Raw genomic sequence first — 21,369 nt, 5'->3', positions numbered from 1 at the left:
GGATATTCGCGACTCGTCGATCAACCGCGGAGGGTCTGGCTCGGGCCCTCGCCGAACCGGGCCCGATAGGCGGAGGCGAAACGTCCGAGGTGGACGAACCCCCACCGCTTCGCGACCTCGCCGACCGTCGTCTCCTGCGGCGCGCTGTCGGCGAGCTCGCGTCGGGTGCGGTCGAGGCGGATGTCGCGCAGGTAGGCCGTGGGCGACATGCCGAGCTCGCGACGGCAGTGGAGCTGCAGCGTCCTCGTGTGCAGCCCGGCCGCTTTCGCCGCGTCGGCGGGCGTGATGGCCTCCGCCGCGTGATGGTGCAGGTACTCGACCGCGAGGCGGGTGCGAGCCATCGAGGGCTCGCGGAGCGGCTCCGGCAGGTCGACCACCGCCCACGGTGCGAGCTGCAGCAGTGCGAGGGCGAGCGGTCGTTGGGCGTTCATGCGGAGGAGCGGAGGCGACGTCTCGTCGGTGAGCACCGGGGTGGAGGCGTTCAGCGCCACACGCCAGCGCTCGATCGCCTCAGGTGTCGGCGTCGCCTCGAGGTCGAACGACACCTGCTGACTCGGGCCGGCGTGGATCTCGGTCGCGAGGTCCTCGAGGTACGGGGCGGAGAAGAGCACGGAGTTCTGCCGGTGCGGGGTGAGGTGCACCGTGTACGGCCGGTGGAACGGGAGGACGAACGGCGAGCGCGGGATCTCCATCCGCTGCCCGTCACGGCGCACGATCCAGCCGCCGCCGGTCTGGACCCACGAGACCACGTAGTCGGTGAGGCCGGGGGTCTCGCCGGTGACGTGACCGGTCATCGTCGCGGTGCGGAACGAGACGCGGTCGTCGCCGATCGACACCCACTGGAACGAGAACGGCTCGGTACCGCGGGTGACGGTGAATCGGCTGCCGTCGTAGGCGCGCTCGTAGTTCTGCCGGGCGACCGCCGGGTCGTCGCCGCTGACCGTGACCTTGCGGATCGGAACCGTCGACGCCGTACTGCTCGCACTGCCGAGCAGCGGGCCGGTGCTGGAGTCGCTCTCCGGATCTGATTCGGATGCGAGGAAGGAGTGTTGCATGGTCGTCCTTGTGCGAGTGGGGGTCTCTTCGTCACGGGACGGGCCCCAAGGCCCCGCCGATTTCCGCGTCATTGAAGAGACGGACCGAGAGGACTGGATCTCACGGTTCACTCAGCTGTTCGTCAGGCAACGCCGTACCGGATGCCTCGAAGCGCGCGTTTCGGTGAAAACTCAGTAGTCGGGACCTCCCGGTGACAACGTGAATCCGCCCTCCGGCGTGGTGGCCAGAGGGCGGATCGGGTGGAGCCTGGGCGGTTACGCGGCGTCCAGATACCCGTTCGGGTTGAGGACGAACTTCTGCGCGGCCCCCGCATCGAACTCGGCGTACCCGCGCGGGGCGTCCTCGAGGGTGATCGCGGTCGCGTTGACGTTCTTCGCGATGTGCACCTTGTCGTGCAGGATCGCCATCATCAGGCCGTGGTTGTACTTCATGACCGGGCACTGACCGGTGGTGAACGACAGCGACTTCGCCCAGCCGGTACCGAGGCTCAGCGACAACGCACCCTTCTTCGCGGCCTCGTCGATGCCGCCCGGGTCACCCGTCACATAGAGCCCGGGGATGCCGAGCGCACCGCCGGCCGCGGTGATGTCCATGAGCGAGTTGAGCACGGTCGCCGGGGCTTCGTGACCCGCGTCGCCACCGTGACCACGAGCCTCGAAGCCGACGGCGTCGACCGCGCAGTCGACCTCCGGGACACCGAGGATCTGTTCGATCTGCTCCGCCGGCTCGCCCTTCGTGAGGTCGACGGTCTCGCAGCCGAAGCTCCGCGCCTGCGCCAGCCGGTCGGCGTTCATGTCGCCGACGATGACCGCAGCGGCGCCGAGGAGCATGGCCCCGGTCGCTGCGGCGAGGCCGACGGGTCCCGCACCTGCCACATAGACGGTGGAGCCGACGCCGACGCCCGCCGTCACCGCACCATGGAAGCCGGTCGGGAAGATGTCGGAGAGCATCGTGAGGTCCATGATCTTCTCGAGCGCCTGGTCGCGGTCCGGGAACTTCAGGAGGTTCCAGTCCGCGTAGGGCACGAGCACGTACTCGGCCTGGCCGCCGACCCAGCCACCCATGTCGACGTAGCCGTAGGCACTGCCCGGGCGGTCGGGGTTCACGTTGAGGCAGATGCCGGTCTTGCGCTCCTTGCAGTTGCGACAGCGGCCGCAGGCGATGTTGAACGGCACCGAGACGATGTCGCCGACCTTGATGAACTCGACGTCCGGTCCGACCTCGACGACTTCACCGGTGATCTCGTGTCCGAGGACGAGGTTCGGCGGTGCCGTGGTGCGGCCTCGGACCATGTGCTGGTCGGAGCCGCAGATGTTGGTCGCGACGGTCTTGAGGATGGCACCGTGGGGGACTTTCCGGCCGACGTTGGCCGGGTTCACCCCCGGTCCGTCCTTGAGTTCGAAGGTGGGGTAGTCGATGTCGATGACCTCGACGACACCCGCTGCTTTGTAGGCGACAGCTCTGTTACCTGACACGTGATCCTCCTTGATCGCGGGCGCCCGTTGTGGGGCACCCTGTGTCTGCTCGACCCTATCCCGCCCCTGTCGCGAGCGGCAGTCCCCCGGTCCCTGAGAACACCTCCCCCGGTCCCTGAGCGCACCTCCACCGGCTCCTGAGCCTGTCCCCTGTGGAGAGCACGCTCGGTCGTCGGCACACCTTGTCTAGGCTTCCCTGAGACCGTCGGCCGATGCCGCGGTCATCCCCCACATGTACAGACGGAGGCTCAAAACGTACACTTGCGACATGTCCCGGATCAACGTCACCGAAGCTCGCGCGAAGTTCTCCGAGCTCATCGCGCGATCCCACACCGAAGCCGTCTTCGTGGAGCGTCGCGGGCGCGCAGAGGCCGTCATCATCAGTCCCGAACAGTACGACCGGATGATGGAGGCGCTCGAAGACGCCGAGGACGCCCGTGCCTTCGACGCGGCGATGGCCGAGGAGGGCGACAGCATCCCGTGGGCGCAGGCGAAGGCCGACCTCGGCTGGGAATGAGTCGATACGACATCGAGCTGCGGCCGGCCGCGATCAAGGCGCTCCGCAGGATCGACCCTCAGGACCAGCGGCGGATCCGTGCCGCGATCGCTCTGCTCGGGGAGAACCCACGCCCGCCGAGCGCCACGGCGTTGCAGGGGCGCCCCGGCTTCCGAGTCAGGGTGGGCAGGTATCGGATCGTGTACACGATCGATGACGGTGTGCTCCTCGTGGTCGTCATCACGCTCGGCCATCGGAGCGACGTCTACCGGGGCTGACGTCCGGCGACCTCGTGTCGGCGCCCGCCTCTACGCTGGTGGAGCAGACCCCGAGGAGAGCACCCAGCATGAAGAAGACTCCCTTGGCGTTGCTCGTCGCGCTCGTTGCAGCCACCGTGGTGCTTGTCGCAACGCAGGTCGACGGCGGGAACGTGTTCGGCGAACCAGGATCATCGACGCCGACATCCGTCGCGCCGACGCCCGCAGCGGTCAGCCCGAGCGCACGGGCATCGCTCGAGGCCGCCGGCTTCGCTGTCGTGGACGCGTCCGGGCAGTTGGTCGTCTCGGCCACCGCCGTCGAAGACGCGCTGGCCGACGTCGACACCGCGACCCAGGTCGCCACCGGCTACGACCGGGACCGTTTCGGTCAGCGCTGGGCCGACATCGACCGCAACGGCTGCGACACCCGCAACGACGTGCTGGCACGCGATCTCGTCGATGTCACCTTCAAGCCGGGGACCCACGACTGCGTCGTCCTCACCGGAGTGCTGCACGACCTCTACACGGGGTCGACGATCGACTTCCAGCGCGGTGAGCGGTCGAGTCAGCTTGTGCAGATCGACCACGTCGTGCCGCTCGCGTGGGGTTGGCGTCACGGCGGGAACACGTGGACGGAGCAGCAGCGGGAGCAGTTCGCGAACGACCCGATCAACCTGCAGGCCGTCGACGGCGCGACGAACTCGTCGAAGTCCGACTCGGGCCCCGGCGATTGGATGCCGCCGTCGGCCGCATCCCACTGCGAGTACGCGGCACGGTTCGTCCTCGTCCTGATGGCGTACGACCTCACGGTCGACGACGCCGACCGCCAGGCGCTCACGGGCACGCTGGACAGCTGCCGGGCGTAGCGGCGCGTGGCCGCCGCACGAGAACAGGACAAACGCCCGAGAACCGGACATTTCCCGCGCTTCCAGCCGGTTCTCGCGCCGATATCCTGCTGTCAGGCGGGACGAAAAAAGCGGCCCACCGAAGTGGACCGCTTTTCACAATGTGCGCCCGAAGGGATTCGAACCCCCAACCTTCTGATCCGTAGTCAGATGCTCTATCCGTTGAGCTACGGGCGCATTGCTTGCTGAGAGAAGAGAACTTCGGCTCGGCAGGCCGAAGTAGAGCCTACAACACGGAAGCCGAAGACGCGAATCGTGCTGCGACGAGGTCCCCGAGCGGGAGGGGCACCCCTTCGACAAGCTCAGGGACCGGCGTATTCGCTCAGGGACCGGGGTAGTCGCTCAGGGGGCGGGTGCGGCTCGCGGACCACAGGAGCACTCCCCATCGACACGACGGGCGCCGACATGGAACAGTCGATGCGACTACCTGCCGAGAGGACGACGTGAGCGCAGCACCAGGATCGACGAACGACGGCTTCACCATGATCGGCCGACCTCCCGTTCGGGCGAACCTCGTCCTCATCGCCATCCTGTCGGGCATCCTCGCCGCCGTCGTCGGGTGGGGCCTCGGGAGCATCATCGGCTCCGTCTTCGACATCGCGCTCGCCCCGATCATCACCATTCCGTTCTGCTTCCTCCTCACCGCCGGCATCTGCCTGTCCTACCTCCGGACCGCCTTCCGCCCGGTCGGTGTCGACACCGTCCGCGGCACCGCGCTCCTCCGGGGCGAGACGATCCCGCTGCGCTCGATCGTGAGCGGCGAACTCCTCACCCGCAATCCCGCTGCCACCACGCCGGCCCTCAGCCTGCGACTCACGACCGACACCGGCGCACGCGCCCGCATCATCATGAACGGCGGCTGGCTTCGCAGCCTCCCCACGTCGGACCTCGTGCCACTCGTCGCGCTCATCGCCGGCAGCGGTATCCCCGACGACACCGGCCAGGATCCGCTCGACGTCGGCCGGGAACGCATCTCCCGTTCACTCGCCGGGAAGGGCTCGGACGTCGCGATCGGTCGACGCGGGTTCATCGGCGACTGCATCGCCGTGGCGGAGTCCACCGGCGACGTGAAGCTGCTCGACGCGGTGGTCCAGGCCGCGGGGCCGCTCGGCCGGAGCATCCGGGACGAAGCGATGCGGGCCGCGCAGGGCGCAGTGGAGGAGGTCGTGCGCGCGCATCAGGACGTGGCTCCAGCGGCGCATGACGCCCCGAACCCGACTCCCCTCGTGCCGCCTGCGCCGCAGTACGGGTCGGTCGTCGCGGACGAGGACGAGGCGACGGCGGTCGACGACGACACGGACGACGACCGGTTCCGTCGACCGGACGACCCGGCCCGGCTGGCCGCGGAGCAGATCGTCGACCGAGTGCACCTCGACAAGCTCGGTGACCGGAACGGGGCGCTCGGCAATCGGGATGCGGAACGCGTCGACCCGGACGCCGGACGCGAGTTGCCGTCGTGGATTCCGCCACAGGACCAGGCTCGGGTGCGATCCTGGCTCGCGGACGACGACGACGTCGTCCACCTGCAACCGATTCCGGAGACGGTCAGCGCACGCACCCTCCGGAAGGTCTGCGACCGGATCCTCATCGCGCTCGCCGGCATCGGCCTACTCGCGATCTTCGGCGCGGCCATCGCGGAAGGGGTGATCGACCGCCTCCTGCCGACCGACGCGAACGCGCTCGTCGCTGTCGCGGTCGTCGGATCCGCTCTACTCGCGTTCGTCGCGTGGATCGTCGGCGGCATCGCGCGGGCACGCGAGATCCACATCGCCCAGCGGTTCTCCCTCGAGTGGCTCGACCGGCGAGGACCGGAACAACGACGCCGCGGACTCCCGCCCGTGCTCCTGCAGCACTTCCTCGGCCCGATCCCCGCGTCGCGCCTGTTCGCGGCCGGAGCGTACTTCGGCACCTGCGTCGGCGGTGTCGGTGTCCTCGCGGGCGCACTCCTGTCCGTCGACCCGGAGGAGCTCGGCGCGACCGGACCGATCATGCTCGGCGTCAGCCTCGTGCTCACGGTTGTCGGGACGGTGCTCTTCATCGTGCGGTGGCGGCGGGTGAAGCGGCAGCGGGCGCTGGCGATCGAACTCGGCGGCGAACGCCTGGCCTACCTCGGGAACCTGTAGGCGAGCGGGCGGTCGGCGGGCCCTTCGACAAGCTCAGGGACCGGCGACGATTGCCGAGAGGATCTCTCGAGCGACCTCCCTGGGCCGTTTATGAGTCGTGTCGATGCGCATGTCCTCGGTGAATGCGGCCCGCTCGAGAATGCCCGCCAGTTCGGGGTGACGCCGCGTGTGCCAGCTGAGCGCCGCCTCGTCGTCACCGTGGCGTCCGGCCAACCTCGAGCGCGCGACGTCCGGATCCAGGGTCAGGCGGACGTGCAGCGACCTCGGGGAGCCGAGGGCGACGGTGGTGCGTTGCAGCTGGTCGAGCGTCTCCATCACCGTGGCGACGACGACGACCGCTGCGCCGGCGCGCCGGAAGTTCGCGGTGATCGCCTGCAGATTCTCGAGAGCGAGAGCGGTCCGGAACGGGTCGCCCTCCGGTGCAGGCCAGGACCGGCGCAACCAGTCGACGTCGATGACCGCGCCTGAAACGCCGCATCGCTGCAACGCCTCACCGACTGCCTCGGCAGCGGAGGTCTTGCCGGTGCCCACGCTGCCATTGATCAGGACGGTGTCGAACCTCGCGATGGACATTGCCCGATGGTATCGGTCGCGGCCACGACGGTGCTGGCGCCTCCGCAGCTCTTCCGGAGGGGTGAGTGAGCGCCGCCGCGATTCGGGAGAAGTGACTCAGCGAGCGACGACCTTGGCGAGCACCCAGTGCGCGCGGTCGAGGGAGTTCGCGGGTGCCGGCTGGTACTGGAAGGCCCGCGCGCCACGCTGGACGGTGACACCCTGCGCCGTCGCGGCGGCCTCCAACTGACCGGTGAAGCGCTGCCAGCCGTCGAGCCCCTGCGGAAACCCGAAGTTCTCCTCCAGCGAGGTGACCAGCACCTCAGCGCCGGAACCCGCGGGCCACACCTCGATCACCGCGTCCTCCTTCGAGATCTGGTTGAGGCCCCAGACGCCCGGGCGCAGGGACTTCAACCGACTCTTCGGCAGGCCCTCGATGAGGGCGACGGCACCAGCGGTGTCGGTCCCGAGGATGACGGAGCGACCGAACTCCTGCAGGGTCGCGGGGATCCTGGCTTGCTTGCTCTCGCCGGCCTCCCGGATCTTCCGGCGGCCGAGTCCCTTCAACACCCCCAGCCCGACGATGGCGAGCAGGACGAGAATGGCGATGATTGCGAGCACGTTGCTGTCCACAGGAGCCCCCCAAGGCTGTCGATTCCGGGCGGTTCGCCCAGGACGAGGATGCCTCAGACTCGCCACACGCTCAATGGGTACCCCTCCCCACCGTCGCGCGCGGGAGCGATCCGCGCGGGTCAGTGCGCCTGCGAACCGAGCTCGATGACGAGGACACCGACCGCGATCAGGCCGATGCCGACGATCATCTTCGGCGTCAGCTTCTCCTTGAAGAGCACGCGCGCACCGATGGCCGTGAGGGCGACCCCGCAGGCGGCCCAGATCCCGTAGGCGATCCCGACGGGCATGCCGTTCGCGAGTGCGATGGTCAGCAATCCGAAGGCGGTCACGTAGAACAGGGCGACGGGAGCGATCCACCGCTTCTTCCGCAGGCCTTCCGAGGCGCGCAGGGAGAGCGTCGCGGCGACCTCGGTGACGATGGCGCCAGCCAGGAGCAACCAGGTCATGCGCCGACCTCCTCGTTGGTCGCGGCGGGCGTCGGCGACTCCGGCGCGTGGCCCGTCTCCACGAGCACGACGCCGGCGATCACGATCGCGATGCCGAGTCCGATCGTGAACGTGAACTGCTCGCCGAACACGAGCGACGCGAGCACCGCGGTGAGCGCGACGCCGGCCGCAGCCCAGATGCCGTAGACCACCCCGATCGGTACCCCCATGCGGAGCAGGAGCGACAGGGCGACGAACGCGCCCGCGTATCCGGCCACCGCGAGGATCGACCACCAGGGGTTCTCGATGGCGCCACGGAGCGAGAGGGTCGCCGTGACCTCCAACAGGATGGCGGCGGAGAGGATCAGCCACTTCTTCATCGGGCTTCACCTCCAGCGAGGGCCAGGAGTCGCGAGACGAGGTCGGCGCGCTGGTCGCGGCCGACGTCGAGGATGCCGGTCGCCTCGGCGATCCAGAGGCCGTTCGCCGCCAACCAGACGAGCAGGAGGGAGGTCGAATCGGTGTCCTCGCCGAACCCGAACCAGGTGCGGAGGTACTCGAGCCAGGGAGCGGCGAGTTCGGGACGCCTGACCGCCTCGGCGAAGACGACGAACTCGCCCTGGCTCGCCCCGCCCTCCCCGGCGAAGGCGACGAAGGCCCGCACCCGCTCCTCGAGCGTCGACGTCTCGAGCGGCGCCCCTAGCTCCTCCACGAGCTCGCGCTGCCAGCGGGCGACGACGTGCTCGATCACCGCGATCATCATCGCGTCCCGTGAGGGGAAGTGGTAGCGCAGCCCGGCCTTCGTCAGACCGACCTCCTGCGCCACCGCCTCGTAGGTGATGTCGGCCTCTCCTGAGGCGTCGACGACGCGGACGGCCGCATCGAGGATCTCGTTCCGTGCACTGGGTCTCATGGGAGTTACTTTAGCTTACGTAAGGTAAAGTAACTCTGAGAAGGAACCGTGAGGAACGGACGCCCGGCGGCCCATGTGACGCTCTGTTTCGGGCCCCTCGCGAGCACCCGAGCCCACGAGTACCGTCGTGCTGGACGGCGCCGTGATCGCCGTCGGACCCAGCCTCGACGAGACGACCCGGTGGTATCCCTGTGAGCAAGCGCATCATCCTCAACGCGTTCGACATGAGCTGCGTGACCCATCAGGCGCCCGGCCTGTGGAAGCACCCCGACAACCAGGCGCACCGCTACAACGACATCGACTACTGGATCGACCTCGCCAGACTCCTCGAGCGGGGCACCTTCGACGCCCTGTTCATCGCGGACGTCGTTGGCATCTACGACGTCTACCGTCACTCCTCCGCGCCCGCGCTCATCGACTCCGCGCAACTGCCCGTCGGCGATCCGATCATCCAGGTGTCGGCCATGGCGAAGGCGACCGAGCACCTCGGCTTCGGCGTCACCGTCGCCTCCACCTACGAGCTGCCGTACGCCCTCGCCCGCCGCTTCTCGACGCTCGACCACTTCACGAAGGGTCGGGTCGGCTGGAACGTCGTCACCTCCTACCTCGACTCCGCCGCCCGCAACCTCGGCCTCACCACCCAGATCAAGCACGACGACCGCTACGGCATCGGCGAGGAGTTCCTCGACGTCACCTACAAATTGTGGGAGGGCTCCTGGGAGGACGACGCGGTCGTCATCGACCGGGAGAACGGCGTCTACACCGACCCCACCAAGGTGCACCCCATCAACCACCGGGGCGAGCACTTCCAGGTGCCCGGCATCCACCTCTCGGAGCCGTCGCCGCAGCGCACGCCCGTCATCTTCCAGGCCGGCGCCTCGGCGCGCGGTCGCCAGTTCGCCGCCACCCACGGCGAAGCGGTGTTCATCAACGGCCTCGTCCCGGAGCTGACGCGCAAGACGACCGACGACATCCGCGACCGCGCCGAGGCCCTCGGACGCCCGCGCGACAGCGTGAAGATCCTCACCCTCGCCACCGCGATCGTCGCCGAGACCGACGAGGAGGCGCAGGCGAAGTACGAGGAATACCAGCAGTACATCTCGCTCGACGGTGCCCTCACCCTCTACGGCGGCTGGTCGGGCCTCGACCTCTCCTCCTTCGACCCCGACAAGCCGCTCAAGTACGTCGACACCGACGCCGCCCGCTCGGCGCTCGCGATCTTCACGCTCGCCGACCCGGAGCGCGAGTGGACGCCGCGCGACATCGCCCACTACATCGGCATCGGCGGCATCGGGCCGGTGTTCGTCGGCAGCGCCGCGACGGTCGCCGACGAGATCGAGCGGTGGATCGACGTCGCCGGGACCGACGGCTTCAACCTCGCCTACGTCATCACGCCCGGCACCTTCGAGGCCGTCGTCGACCTGCTCGTGCCCGAGCTGCGTCGCCGCGGCCGGGTCTGGAACGAGTACCCGGAGGGGACGCTGCGCGGCCGCCTCAACGGGACCGGCTCCCCCGTCGTGCCCGAGTGGCACCCGGCCCACCGGTACCGCGGTGCGTACGTCGGGCAGCCGTCCGCCGCCGACGACACCGCACCCTCCCTGTTCGACACCGACAACGCCTACGCCGCTGAAGGGGCATCCGCATGAGCATCACCGATATCGCCCCGGGGCGCACCCACTGGTCCGGCACCGCCGACGACGCCGAGCTCGCGCACTGGGACGCCGTCGCCACCGAGGTCGCCACCAAGCTCGCGGTCGACGTCCTCGAACGCGACCGCGCGAACCTCGATCCCACCACCGAGCTCGACCTCCTCCGCGAATCGGGCCTGGTCAACCTGCTCGACCCCGCCGAGTTCGGCGGGGGTGGCGGACACTGGGAGAGCGCCTTCCGGGTCGTCCGCATCCTGTCGCGCGTGGACGCCTCCATCGGCCAGCTGCTCGCCTACCACTACATCAACGCGGGCAACATCGGCTTCACCGCCGACCCGTCCACGCAGGCCGAGTGGCACCGCAAGACGGTGGAGGGCCGGTGGATCTGGGGCGACTCCGTGAACCCGACGGACCCCGACCTCTCGCTCACCCAGGACGGCGGCGCGTTCCGCCTCAACGGACTCAAGCGGTTCTCGACGGGCGCATCGGCCGGCGACGTCATCCTCGTCAACGCGGTCGTCCGCGGTGGCGACCACGACGGCACGATCTTCCAGTTCGTCCTCGACCACGACCGCGCGGGCATCGCCTACCTCGGCGACTGGGACGCGCTCGGCCAGCGGCTCTCCGCGTCGGGTTCCGTGCGGTTCGAGGACGTCCTCGTCGAGCAGGCGGACATCCTCGGCACCGTCGGTGACGAACCGTTCTCCTCACTCGTGACGCCCGGGATCCAGCTCGCCTTCGGCAACCTCTACCTCGGCATCGCGGAGGGCGCGCTCGCGCAGGGCACCGAGCTCGTCCGGGCGCGGAAGAACGCCTGGTTCCTCAGCCACGCCGAGACCTACCGCGACGACCCGTTCGTGCAGCGCGTCGTCGGCGAGTTCGTGTCGTCGATCGCCGCCGTCGAGGCGCTCGCCGACCGCACGAACGCCCGCTTCGACCGCATCATCGAGCGGGGAGCGGACGTGACCGCGGAGGACCGCGGCGCCATCGCCATCGAGATCGCCAAGCTCAAGGTCGTCTCCACCGAGCTCGGCATCGAGGTCGCGAACCGCATCTTCGAGGTCACCGGCTCCAGCTCGGCGAAGGCCTCCGTGGGGCTCGACCTGTTCTGGCGGAACGTGCGCACGCACTCCCTCCACGACCCGGTCGACTACAAGAAGCTCGAGGTCGGCGCGAACCACCTGAACGGCGAGCTGCAGCCGATCTCGCTCTACACCTAGGCCGCTGCCCCGGGTCCCGCCCTTCGACCGGCTCAGGGACCGAACCCCAGCGGCTCCCGAGCATCAACCCGGTCCCTGAGCTTGTCGAAGGGCCCACCCAGGAACGGACTCCACCATGACCATCACCTCCACCACCGCCCGCCCGGTCGGCTTCGCGGCCGCCCGGGAGCTGCTCCTGCCGCTGTTCGCCGAGATCCAGGCCGGCACCGTGGAGCGCGAACTCGAGCACCGGCTCCCGCGCGAGGAGGTGCGGAAGCTCGCCGCCGCCGGCTTCGGCGCGCTCCGGGTCCCCACCGAGTTCGGCGGTTCCGGCCTCACCTTCCCGGAGTTCACGGAACTCCTGATCGAGCTCGCAGCGGCGGACTCGAACCTCCCGCAGATCTTCCGTGGGCACATCGCCCTCGTCGAGGACCAGCTGGTCGCGGCCCCGAGCGACCGACGCACCGCCTGGCTCGAGCGGTTCGTCGCCGGTGAGATCGTCGGCAACGCCTGGAGCGAGGTCGGCTCCGGCGCACTCGGCGTCTCCGGAACGATCGTCACCGAGCGCGACGGCCGTTACGTCGTGAACGGCCGCAAGTTCTACACGACGGGCAGCATCTACGCCGACTGGACGGACGCCACCGCGCGACTCGTCGTCGAGGGCAAGCCCGACACCGAGGTCACCGTGCTCGTCCGCACGAACCAGCTGGGCGTGACGATCGCCGACGACTGGGACGGCTTCGGGCAGCAGCTCACCGGCACAGGGACGATCGTGTTCGAGGATGCCGTCGTCGACGCCGACCAGCTGCACCCCTTCACCGACCGGTTCCGCTACCAGACCGCGCTCTACCAGCACGTGCTCATCGCCGTGCACGCGGGGATCGCAGCGGCGGTCGAGCGCGATGCCGGGGAGCAGATCCGTGCCCGTACCCGCGTCTACACGCACGGTCTCGCGCCGCTCGTGAAGGACGACGGGCAGATCCAGGCGGTCGTCGGCGAGATCTCGTCGATCGCGTTCGTCGCGAAGCAGACCGTCCTCGGGGTCGCCGCGGCCATCGAGCGGGCGTCGGAGACCGCTGCCGACCGCGATTCCGCGGACGACCTGCAGGCGAACATCGAGGCCGAGATCCGTTCCGCCCAGGCGCAGGTGGTGCTCTCTGAGCTCGTCCCACGGTCCGCGACCCTGCTGTTCAACACGCTCGGGGCCTCGGCCGTCAGCCGCGCGAGCGCGCTCGATCGCCACTGGCGCAACGCCCGCACGGTCGCGTCGCACAACCCCGTGATCTACAAGACGCGTATCGTCGGCGACTGGTCCATCAACGGCACCCCGCCGCCCTTCGTCTGGGCCGTCGGTACGGCCAAGCCGGAGTAGCCCGCCGCGGCACGAGGGCAGGACATCCGTCCGAGAGCAGGACATTCCGCGTCGAAACGTCCGGTTCTCGCGCGAATGTCCTGCTGCCGGGCGAGGGGGTCAGCGACCGGCGAAGGCGCCGCGGTAGGCGCGCAGCGGGTGCGTCTCCGGGAGGGTGGGCTCCGCACCGAAGAGCTTCTCGCGGAGCGTGCCCGGCGCGTACTCGCGCTGGGCGAGTCCGCGTTCCTGCAGCACCGGCATGACCTCGTCGACGAAGACCTCGTAGGAGTGCGGGATCATCCAGTTGGCGACGTTGATCCCGTCGATCCCGGCCGCGCGCCACTCGGCCAGATGGTCGGCGATCTGCTCCGGCGTGCCGACGACGCGGCCTCGCAGCTTCGCGGTGAGCTTGGCGAGGTCGCGCACGGTCGGTTCGCGGTCCGGCGAGAGGGCCTTCAGTGCCTCCAGCATGCTGTGGCCGCCCTGGGTCTCGACGTCCTTGAGCGGAGTGTCCGGGTCGATCGGCTTCCCCGTCGCCTGGTCGGTGCCGAGGTTCGAGTGCGCGAGGAACGCGTCGGCCGACAGGAGGTCGTCGTACTCGGCCTCGATACGCTTCGCCTCCTCCTCGGTGCTGCCGACGATGAACGACATCGCCTGCCAGAACTTGACGTCGCGCGGGTCGCGGCCGGTCTCGGCGACGAGCGCGCGCGTCGACTCCGCGGACGCCCGCGCCGCCTCGATGCTCGGCGCCATCATGAACTGCACCTCGGCGTAGTTCGCGGCGAACGCCTTCCCCGCGCCGGACGACCCGGCCTGGAACAGGAGCGGCGAGCGCTGGGGCGACGGCGACGACAGGTGCGGGCCCTCCACGCGGTACCGTTCGCCGACATGGTCGATCCGGTGCACCTTGGCCGGGTCGGCGAAGACGCCGCTGGCCTTGTCGGCGAGGAGCGCGCCGTCGTCCCACGACCCCTCCCAGAGCTTGCCGACGACCGCCACGTACTCCTCGGCCCAGGCGTACCGCTCGTCGTGCTCGACGAGGCGGTCGAGCCCATAGTTGCGCGCCGCGTTCTCGAGGAAGCTCGTGACGATGTTCCAGCCGACCCGACCACCGGACGCATGGTCGATCGTCGAGATCTTCCGGGCGAAGGTGAACGGGTGCTCCTGCAGGATCGACGAGGTGAACGCGAGGCCCAGGTGTTCGGTGCTGATCGCCAACGCCGACAGCAGCATCGACGGGTCGTTGCTCGGCAGCTGCATGCCCTCACGTGCGTTTACGTCGAAGGACGCCCCCGCACCGCCGTAGACCCCCACGACGTCGGCGAAGAAGATCGTGTCGAACCGACCACGCTCGAGCGTCTTCGCGAGGTCGACCCAGAGGTTCACGTCGTCGAAGGTGTGCTGCTTCGCCTCCGGGTGGCGCCAGAGGCCGTGCTGCATATGGGAGCCCGTGTTCATCACGAAGGCTCCGAACTGGAGGCGGGAGGGCTGAGCGGCGGTCATCCCCTCACGCTACCGGCAGGGGCTCAACCGAAGGTGCCTTCGAGGTCCTGGTCGGTACCGGAGGTGTTGATCGAGTAGTCGACCGGATATCCGGACGGACTGGTTCCGGCGAGCGCCGGGTCCTGCAGGATGGCGACGATCGCGGCACCCTCCTCCGGCGTGACGTCGGTGATCCAGAGCTTCGGTTGCGTCGTCACCTCGATCTCGACGTCGGGGTAGGCCTCGACGACGGCGAGGATGGCGTCGACCATCGGCACGCTCAGCTCGGCCGGGTCGTCCGCCATGGAGAAGCGTTCCGGCACGCGGTAGTGCGCGCCGTCCGGGTAGATCGCCCGGAGTTCCCGGACCGCAGCGGGAAGGGTTTCCATGGAGAAGACCGTGATGAGCGGTGCCCCCTCCGTGACGGCGATCGACACCTGCAGCCGCTCCGTCAGCATCAGCCGCTGCAACTCGTCGGCGATCCCGTCGATGCTCTGATCGCTCGGCACGAGCTGCACCCGCCACGGTCCCCGTGGTGGGTCCTGTTGCTGGGCGAGCGAGGTCGGGTCGGCCTCCCGCTGGATCACGACGATCGCGATCCCCTCGAGGTCCTCGCCGGCCCGCTTCGCCGCGTCGGCGGCGCGGAGCACCTGACCGACGCCGGCATCGAGCGACATCGTCACCGTCGCGCCGTGACCGACGACCTCGATGTCGGCGATCCCGTCGATGTCGGCGAGCGCGCGGGTGAATCCGTCTACGGCTTCTGAGCGTTGCGCTGCGGCAACCTCCCGCGCGGGCGGCGGGCGGAACGCGCCGGTCGACGCAACGATGACGGCGACGACGACGAGTCCGGCGAGCACTGCAGTCACGACCCGCACCCGTCGCCGGCCGATGACGAACGTGAGGAGCATGATGAGGGCGGCGACGATCAGCACGGGGATGCCGTAGGCGATGAGCCCGAAGACGAGGAAGGCGAGTGCTGATCCCAGGTTGGCACCCAGCCACGTCCACGGTGAGATCCCGAAGATCACGAGGACGCCGAAGCCGATCCCGGCGGCCACGACCGCCGTTAGACCGCCGAGGTAGGCGAGCCCGCGAGAGGGGGTCGCCCGACGGATGACCTCCATCACCGGTTGGACGATCACGAGCATGACGCCGACGGCGACGAGGATCCACCCGCCGAGCGAGCCGACCGTCTGGTACCAGAGCTCCGCCTCCGACGGTCCACCGAGCACGATCGGTGCGTCCGGGCCGTACGACCCGGTCGATTGATCGACGGACATGGCGGTGCCGACGATCCTGAAGAGCGTGGTGATGACGCCCCCGACGGTGACGGTCAAGACGGCCGCGACGGCGAGGTCGAGGGAGCGGATGAGATAGGCGCTCAGGAACGCGACTCGGGGCGACCGGCGGGCGGGATCCCGCGGATCGTTGGACGCATCGTCGGGGTCCGGCGAGGTCGCCACAGTCGATGTCGCGACGACGGATCCGGCGGCGCTCGCCTCGGCGTCATCGCGCTCAGGCGATGTCCCGGCTGCGCCCCCGTCGCTCATGGCTCCCCACTTCCGATGCGTCTCGATGACGCTCCCCCGGTCGTCAGTCTGGCATGGACCCTTCGAGATGCTGCCGCGGCCGGGCACGCCCCCTGGTCAGCGCGGGTCGAGCGCCCGGAGCTGCCGTTGCAGGGCGACCTGCCGGTACGAGGTGTCGATCAGTTCGGCGATGAGCGTCCAGTCGACCTCGTCGAGGGTGCGGCCGTCGTCGCCGTCGAGACCGGCGTCGAACGCGAGCTTGCCCGACGGGCCGTCGTACTTCGGCGACCAGAACCGGTCGTCGTCGAGCCAGGCGCCGCGCTCCTCCTCAGCGGGCGTGAACGTGATGCTGTGCGGGATGCGCATCTCCGACCCGACGGTCACGAACACTCGCTTGCCAGCCTTGAACCGCGGGCGTCCGTGGCCGAACGTCTCGACGGCCTCCGGATAGGCGAGGCAGATCCGCCTGACGCGTTCGACGAACGGATCGTCGGGTTCGTGCACGATCGGATGCTCCATGCGCCGACGCTACTCCGCGCGGGCGTCACGCGACAGCCCATCGAGCGTGCCCGTTCTGCGCTTGCCTGCCGCTTCACACCGCAGAACGAGCACTTTCGATGCGAGGCGCGACAGTGCTCACCGGATGCGGTGCCCCGGGTGGGCGGCGTCGTACTCCGAGCGCGACGCCGCGATCGCCGGCCGTTGCTCGAGCGACCAGTCGGCGAGCGTCTTGATCAGGTGGGAGAGCCCCGCACCGGACGAGGTGAGGGCGTAGGACACCTGCGCGGGCACCGTCGGGTAGACGGTCCGGTCGACGAGGCCGTCGCGTTCGAGCCGGCGGAGGGTCAGCGTCAGCATGCGCTGGGAGATCCCGTCGATCGCGCGCTGGAGCTCTCGGAACCGACGATCGCCCGACGCGAGCTCGACGACGACGAGGACCGACCAGGTGTCGCCGATGCGGTCGAGGACGTCCCGGATGCCGCAGTCGGGGTGGTCCTCCTTACCGCAGGGTTCGAGGTCGGCGGTTACCGCGGTGTGCGTGAGTGACATGGAAGTGCCTTCTTGTGGGGCCGGAACAGGGGACGCAGACTCGTCCGAGTCATCAGTCCGAACACCGAAAGGCCCTGAAATGATCCTCGTCACCGGAACCACCGGCCAACTCGGCGGCGCGATCCTCGATGCGCTCACCACCCGTGGGGCTGCACCGCTCGCGAGCAACCGCAGCGGACAGGGCGGCGCGCGACGGATCGACTTCGACGACCCCGACACCGTCTCCTTCGTCGGGGTCGACACGCTCGTCCTCGTGTCGGCGGGTGAAGCCGAGGACGACGTCGTGATCGCCCGACACGAGACGGCGATCACCGCGGCCGAGCGGGACGGGGTACAGCACGTCGTGTACACGAGCCTCACCTCGGCCGGAGACCACCTCGCGTTCGCGATCGCGCACCGGTGGACCGAGCGTCGGTTGCAGCACAGCGGCCTGTCCTGGACGATCCTGCGGAACGGCCTCTACGCCGAACTGTTCGGGTCGTTGCTGGCGTGGTCGGGCGACTCGCTCGGTTCGGCGTTCGGCGACGGGGCGATGGCCGCGGTCGCACGAGCCGACCTCGCCGAGGCCGCGGCCGTCGTCGCGATGTCCCCGTCGGACCACGTCGGTCGCAGCTACGACCTCGTCGGCGATCCGATCACGGCCGCGCAGGTGGCCGAGCGGCTGGCCGTCCCACTCCACACCGTCTCCCTCGCCGAGCAGCGGACGGCGCTGGCTGAGGCCGCGCTCAAGCCGTTCCAGCCCGCCATGCTCATGTCGATCTTCACCGGCGTCCGACACGGATTCCTCGGCGGCGCGGGTGATGACCTCCGCACCCTGCTCGGACGCGAACCGGCCGACGCGGTCGCGGTCGCGGTCACCTCACTCCCGCCTCGCTGAGTCGCCCTGATCTGCACGAATCCGAGCAGCAACCGTGCAGATCCGGGCGACTCAGTGCTCAGGCGGCCGGCAGCGCAGCACCCCGCAGCGGGACGACGCGACGCCAGGTGGCCATCCGCCACACCCACTCGACCGGCCCGTAGCGGAAGTGCCGCAGCCAGACCCGGCTGAGCACCGACTGCACCGCGATGAGCGCGAGCGCTCCGAGGCTCACCGCGGCCAGGTCGTCGATCTCCCGGAAGGGGACGAGCAGCCCGACGACGACGAACACGGCGCTCGCGGCGAGGTAGTTAGTGAGCGCCATGCGGCCGAGGGGTTCGAAGACGGCTGCGAGGACTCGACGCACCGGTGTCTGCCAGAGCAGCGCGAATCCGGTGATGTACACGACGGCGAGGATGCCGCCCGCGATGCCACCGGCGGTCGTGAACCGCGGGTCGGCGGGCTCGGTGGTCTGCCAGACGATGGCCGGGACAGCGAGGGCCGTCGCCACGAGGAACGTGATCCACACGGGCCGCCCGCCGGCGTCGAGCACCTTCGGCAAGCCGTACGCCGCCGCCCCCGCACCGGCGAGGAACAGTCCCGGCAGGGTCGCGAGCCCACCGCCGGTGAGTGCGTAGGCGGCGATCGTGAGCACGACGCCGGACCCGAGCAATGCCCAGCGCGGCAACCACAGCATGAGGGGGAGCATGAGGATTCCGCAGATCGCGTACTCGCGGAGGATCTCTCCCGGGTAGAGGAACCCGTGCGCGACACCGATCAGGAGCAGCGCTCCGAGACGCAGCAGCATCGGGACGAGCGCGCCGGTGCCGCGACGGCGGGCGCCCTGGATCACGAGCATCGCGCTCAGCCCGAAGAGGAAGGCGAAGATGGGGACGAACCGCGTCTGCACCGCGAACTCGAGCACGGTGTCCATGAGCGTGGACTGTCGTCGGTCGAACGGGATGTCGCTGCCGAGCCGGGTGATGTCGGGGACGTTGACGAAGAGGATCCCGACGAGCGCGAACCCGCGCAGGGCGTCGATGAGGTGCCAGCGACGCGAGGTGACGTCGCCGGTGGAGGAGACCGGCGGTGTGGAAGAAATGTTGACCTGAGGCATATCAACAGTTCAGCAGGTGTGGCGGAACCTCGCATGCACCTGGAGGATGACGTCCGGCCACCCGGGATGGAGATCCCCCTCAGGCGGCAGGCGCCTTCGGGCAGTGCAGCTGCGTGCGCGGGCCGGTCGTGCGGTCGACGATGTGCTCCGACATGGCGTGGCCGCAGATCGGGCACCCCGATTGCGCGGCCGGCGGCAACGGCTCCTCGTTGTACGGACCGAGGGGCGGCGGACCGAGCACCTTCCACATGCGGCCGTTCACCCAGCCGTACAGACCACCGGCCTCGCGCACGGACTCCCGGAAGGATCGTTTCTCGCTCATATTGATGAGTGTACTAATCATTTGGGTACGATGAGACCGTGACCGCCAACGAATCCACCACCGTCGCCACGGCCGACGACCTGCTCCAGCTCGAGAACCAGGTCTGCTTCGCGCTCGCCGTCGCGTCGCGCAGCGTCATCTCGCTCTACCGACCGATCCTCGAACCGCTCGGCCTCACCCATCCGCAGTACCTCGTGATGCTCGCGCTCTGGCAGCACAGCCCGCGCTCGGTCAAGGACCTCGGCGGAGCACTGCAGCTCGAGCCGGCGACGTTGTCCCCGCTCCTCAAGCGCCTCGAGACCGCCGGGCTCGTCCGACGCGACCGCAGCCGACTCGACGAGCGCGTCCTCGACGTCTCGCTCACCACCGCCGGCCGTGAGCTCCGCGCCCAGGCGGAGGCCATCCCGCACCGGGTCATGAACGAGCTCCGGATGGACGCCGAGCATCTCACCCGGCTCCGCGAGATGCTCCACGCGGTGATCGGGGCGGCCACCACCGCGCCCGCCGTCACGGGTGGCGACCCGCTCTGACCGAGGGCTCGCCGCCAGACGGCAGCGTCAGGCCGGCGACGAGGTCGTCGTCTCCGGCGCGGTCGCGGTCCGCGGATTCCGGATGCCGACGAACGACACCACGCCACCGGCGAACATGAACACGGCGGTCGCCAGAACAACCCGCGGGAACCCGTCGACGCCGAGCGCGCCACCGGCGATGATGCCGACCAGCGCGATCGACACGAGGCCCGCCACGCGCGACACCGCGTTGTTGACCGCCGATCCGATGCCCGCATGGGCCGGGTCGATCGACCCGAGGATGCCCGCGGTGAGCGGCGCGACCGTGATCGCGAGGCCGAGCCCGACGAGCAGGATGCCCGGGAACAGCTGCACCCAGTAGTTCAGATCCTGCTGGGCACCCATCATCAGGAGGAAGCCGACCCCGGCGACGATCGGCCCGACCGTCATGAACAGCCGCGGCCCGTGCGTGCCGGCCAGCTTGCCGAACCACGACGACAACGCGAGCATGACGAGCGTCGGCGGCAGCGTCGCGATGCCGGCCAGGGTGGCGCTGAAGCCTGCCGTCTGCTGGATGAAGACCGCGATGGCGAAGAAGCCGAGCGACAGGGCGCCGTAGATGAAGACGGTCGCGATGTTGCCGTAGCCGAAGTTCCGTACGCGGAAGAGCGACAGCGGCAGCATCGGGTCGGGGTGGCGGCGCTCCCACCAGAGGAACGCGACGAAGGACACGACACCGCCGATGAGCGGCACGAGCAGCATCGGGCTCGACCAGCTGTAGCGCTCCTGCTCGATGAGGGCGAAGACGGGGCCACCGAGCCCGACGGCGCCGAGCACCGCTCCGACGACGTCGATACGCGGACGATGTTCGGGCTCAGGCACCCGATCGGTGCGCATCATGAGCCACAGGGTGACGAGGATCGGGATGATGTTGATCGCGAAGATGAGGCGCCAGGACAGCGTGTCGACGAGCACGCCGCCGAGCAGCGGGCCGGTGATGCCCGCAGCTCCCGTCCACGCCGTCCAGGTGCCGATCGCCTTACCCTGCGCGATGCCACTGAACGTCGAGATGATGATCGCGAGCGAACTCGGCACGAGCAGCGCAGCCGCGCCGCCCTGGAGCAGCCGCGCGATGATGAGCACCTCGGCGGTCGGCGCGACGGCGCACAGGATCGAGGTGACGCCGAATCCGATGAGCCCGATGCGGAGGATGCGGATGCGCCCGAACGCGTCGGAGAGCGAGCCCGCGAGCAGGATGAGCGAACCGAGGGTGATCAGGTAGGCGTCGACCACCCACTGCTGCACGATGAGGCCACCGCCGAGTTCCTTCGTCATCGCGGGGAGCGCGACGTTCACGACCGAGCCGTCGAGGAACGCCACGAACGAGGAGAGGATCGCGATCGTGAGCACGAGGCGCTGCTGGCGGGTCATGGGTTCAGGGTAGCCCCGCGGACCGACGTGCCGAGC

Annotated in this window: 23 protein-coding genes and 1 tRNA gene; 9 read left to right on the top strand and 15 right to left on the bottom strand. The window is 69.4% G+C overall.

From position 1 onward, the window contains the following. Positions 1-20: 20 nt before the first annotated feature. Positions 21-1,055: a helix-turn-helix domain-containing protein gene (locus ITJ62_RS13650; protein ID WP_194603169.1), complete on the bottom strand. Its 1,035-nt coding sequence runs from the start codon at positions 1,053-1,055 to the stop codon at positions 21-23. A gap of 255 nt (positions 1,056-1,310) precedes the next feature. Continuing rightward, positions 1,311-2,531: a formaldehyde dehydrogenase, glutathione-independent gene (gene fdhA, locus ITJ62_RS13645; RefSeq protein ID WP_079706515.1), complete on the bottom strand. Its 1,221-nt coding sequence runs from the start codon at positions 2,529-2,531 to the stop codon at positions 1,311-1,313. 268 nt (positions 2,532-2,799) lie between these two features. Between fdhA and ITJ62_RS13640 the strand changes: the two genes are divergently transcribed. From ITJ62_RS13640 to ITJ62_RS13630, 3 genes are all read left to right on the top strand, one after another. After that, the gene (locus tag ITJ62_RS13640; protein ID WP_064296825.1) at positions 2,800-3,048 is read left to right on the top strand and encodes a type II toxin-antitoxin system Phd/YefM family antitoxin; all 249 of its coding nucleotides are present in this window, start codon (positions 2,800-2,802) and stop codon (positions 3,046-3,048) included. Continuing rightward, positions 3,045-3,305 (top strand): type II toxin-antitoxin system RelE/ParE family toxin, encoded by a 261-nt coding sequence (locus ITJ62_RS13635; protein WP_194603166.1) that lies wholly within the window; start codon positions 3,045-3,047, stop codon positions 3,303-3,305. The genes ITJ62_RS13640 and ITJ62_RS13635 overlap by 4 nt, the downstream gene beginning before the upstream one ends. A 68-nt stretch (positions 3,306-3,373) precedes the next feature. Further along, positions 3,374-4,150, top strand: a complete 777-nt coding sequence (locus ITJ62_RS13630) for an HNH endonuclease family protein (protein ID WP_194603163.1) — start codon at positions 3,374-3,376, stop codon at positions 4,148-4,150. A gap of 143 nt (positions 4,151-4,293) precedes the next feature. Here the strand turns inward: ITJ62_RS13630 and ITJ62_RS13625 are convergent. Next, positions 4,294-4,366, bottom strand: a tRNA-Arg gene (locus ITJ62_RS13625). Positions 4,367-4,632: 266 nt separating this feature from the next. Between ITJ62_RS13625 and ITJ62_RS13620 the strand changes: the two genes are divergently transcribed. Continuing rightward, a complete protein-coding gene (locus tag ITJ62_RS13620) occupies positions 4,633-6,312 on the top strand; it encodes a hypothetical protein (protein WP_194603160.1) in 1,680 nt (559 codons plus the stop codon). 33 nt (positions 6,313-6,345) lie between these two features. Here ITJ62_RS13620 and ITJ62_RS13615 read toward each other — a convergent pair whose 3' ends face one another. The 5 genes from ITJ62_RS13615 to ITJ62_RS13595 all read right to left on the bottom strand — a co-directional run bounded on the left by ITJ62_RS13615 (position 6,346) and on the right by ITJ62_RS13595 (position 8,835). Then, the gene (locus ITJ62_RS13615; protein ID WP_194603157.1) at positions 6,346-6,885 is read right to left on the bottom strand and encodes an AAA family ATPase; all 540 of its coding nucleotides are present in this window, start codon (positions 6,883-6,885) and stop codon (positions 6,346-6,348) included. A 96-nt stretch (positions 6,886-6,981) separates the two neighbouring features. Then, complete coding sequence (locus ITJ62_RS13610) at positions 6,982-7,497, bottom strand: hypothetical protein (protein ID WP_086475332.1); 516 nt, start codon at positions 7,495-7,497, stop codon at positions 6,982-6,984. Between the two features lie 119 nt (positions 7,498-7,616). Next, positions 7,617-7,943, bottom strand: coding sequence for a multidrug efflux SMR transporter (locus ITJ62_RS13605; protein WP_194603154.1), 327 nt, complete (start codon positions 7,941-7,943; stop codon positions 7,617-7,619). Next, positions 7,940-8,302 carry a multidrug efflux SMR transporter gene (locus ITJ62_RS13600; RefSeq protein ID WP_086475329.1) on the bottom strand — a complete coding sequence of 121 codons (363 nt, stop codon included), beginning with the start codon at positions 8,300-8,302 and terminating at the stop codon, positions 7,940-7,942. Before ITJ62_RS13600 ends, ITJ62_RS13605 begins: the two co-directional genes overlap by 4 nt. After that, complete coding sequence (locus ITJ62_RS13595) at positions 8,299-8,835, bottom strand: TetR/AcrR family transcriptional regulator (protein WP_086475328.1); 537 nt, start codon at positions 8,833-8,835, stop codon at positions 8,299-8,301. The genes ITJ62_RS13600 and ITJ62_RS13595 overlap by 4 nt, the downstream gene beginning before the upstream one ends. 191 nt (positions 8,836-9,026) lie before the next feature. Between ITJ62_RS13595 and ITJ62_RS13590 the strand changes: the two genes are divergently transcribed. The 3 genes from ITJ62_RS13590 to ITJ62_RS13580 all read left to right on the top strand — a co-directional run bounded on the left by ITJ62_RS13590 (position 9,027) and on the right by ITJ62_RS13580 (position 13,055). After that, positions 9,027-10,481, top strand: a complete 1,455-nt coding sequence (locus ITJ62_RS13590) for an LLM class flavin-dependent oxidoreductase (RefSeq protein WP_194603151.1) — start codon at positions 9,027-9,029, stop codon at positions 10,479-10,481. Beyond that, entirely contained in the window at positions 10,478-11,704 is a 1,227-nt protein-coding gene (locus ITJ62_RS13585; protein WP_194603148.1) for an acyl-CoA dehydrogenase family protein, read from the top strand. Before ITJ62_RS13590 ends, ITJ62_RS13585 begins: the two co-directional genes overlap by 4 nt. 115 nt (positions 11,705-11,819) lie before the next feature. Beyond that, positions 11,820-13,055, top strand: a complete 1,236-nt coding sequence (locus ITJ62_RS13580) for an acyl-CoA dehydrogenase family protein (RefSeq protein WP_194603145.1) — start codon at positions 11,820-11,822, stop codon at positions 13,053-13,055. Positions 13,056-13,154: 99 nt separating this feature from the next. Here ITJ62_RS13580 and ITJ62_RS13575 read toward each other — a convergent pair whose 3' ends face one another. From ITJ62_RS13575 to ITJ62_RS13560, 4 genes are all read right to left on the bottom strand, one after another. Next, positions 13,155-14,537, bottom strand: a complete 1,383-nt coding sequence (locus ITJ62_RS13575) for an LLM class flavin-dependent oxidoreductase (RefSeq protein WP_194603142.1) — start codon at positions 14,535-14,537, stop codon at positions 13,155-13,157. Positions 14,538-14,560: 23 nt separating this feature from the next. Continuing rightward, on the bottom strand, positions 14,561-16,069 hold the full coding sequence (locus ITJ62_RS13570) for a hypothetical protein (RefSeq protein WP_194603139.1): 1,509 nt from the start codon (positions 16,067-16,069) through the stop codon (positions 14,561-14,563). Between the two features lie 96 nt (positions 16,070-16,165). Continuing rightward, positions 16,166-16,567: an MmcQ/YjbR family DNA-binding protein gene (locus ITJ62_RS13565; protein ID WP_194603136.1), complete on the bottom strand. Its 402-nt coding sequence runs from the start codon at positions 16,565-16,567 to the stop codon at positions 16,166-16,168. Positions 16,568-16,684: 117 nt separating this feature from the next. After that, complete coding sequence (locus tag ITJ62_RS13560) at positions 16,685-17,098, bottom strand: helix-turn-helix domain-containing protein (RefSeq protein ID WP_194603133.1); 414 nt, start codon at positions 17,096-17,098, stop codon at positions 16,685-16,687. A gap of 79 nt (positions 17,099-17,177) precedes the next feature. Here ITJ62_RS13560 and ITJ62_RS13555 point away from each other — a divergent pair, with 79 nt between their 5' ends. Next, a complete protein-coding gene (locus ITJ62_RS13555; protein WP_194603104.1) occupies positions 17,178-17,975 on the top strand; it encodes an NAD(P)H-binding protein in 798 nt (265 codons plus the stop codon). Between the two features lie 58 nt (positions 17,976-18,033). Here the strand turns inward: ITJ62_RS13555 and ITJ62_RS13550 are convergent, their stop codons facing one another. Next, positions 18,034-19,071, bottom strand: coding sequence for a DUF418 domain-containing protein (locus ITJ62_RS13550; protein WP_194603101.1), 1,038 nt, complete (start codon positions 19,069-19,071; stop codon positions 18,034-18,036). 79 nt (positions 19,072-19,150) lie between these two features. Continuing rightward, complete coding sequence (locus ITJ62_RS13545) at positions 19,151-19,393, bottom strand: hypothetical protein (protein ID WP_064296841.1); 243 nt, start codon at positions 19,391-19,393, stop codon at positions 19,151-19,153. A 38-nt stretch (positions 19,394-19,431) separates the two neighbouring features. Here ITJ62_RS13545 and ITJ62_RS13540 point away from each other — a divergent pair, with 38 nt between their 5' ends. Continuing rightward, on the top strand, positions 19,432-19,923 hold the full coding sequence (locus ITJ62_RS13540) for a MarR family transcriptional regulator (RefSeq protein ID WP_194603098.1): 492 nt from the start codon (positions 19,432-19,434) through the stop codon (positions 19,921-19,923). Between the two features lie 27 nt (positions 19,924-19,950). On the opposite strand, the gene ITJ62_RS13535 is transcribed toward ITJ62_RS13540, so the two are convergent. Then, complete coding sequence (locus tag ITJ62_RS13535; protein WP_194603095.1) at positions 19,951-21,333, bottom strand: MFS transporter; 1,383 nt, start codon at positions 21,331-21,333, stop codon at positions 19,951-19,953. Positions 21,334-21,369: the final 36 nt, after the last annotated feature.

The organism is Plantibacter sp. VKM Ac-2876, from assembly GCF_015350715.1.
Classification (GTDB): domain Bacteria; phylum Actinomycetota; class Actinomycetes; order Actinomycetales; family Microbacteriaceae; genus Plantibacter; species Plantibacter auratus.
Note: the sequence above shows the minus strand (reverse complement) of the source record. Positions and strands in the feature narration are given on the sequence as shown.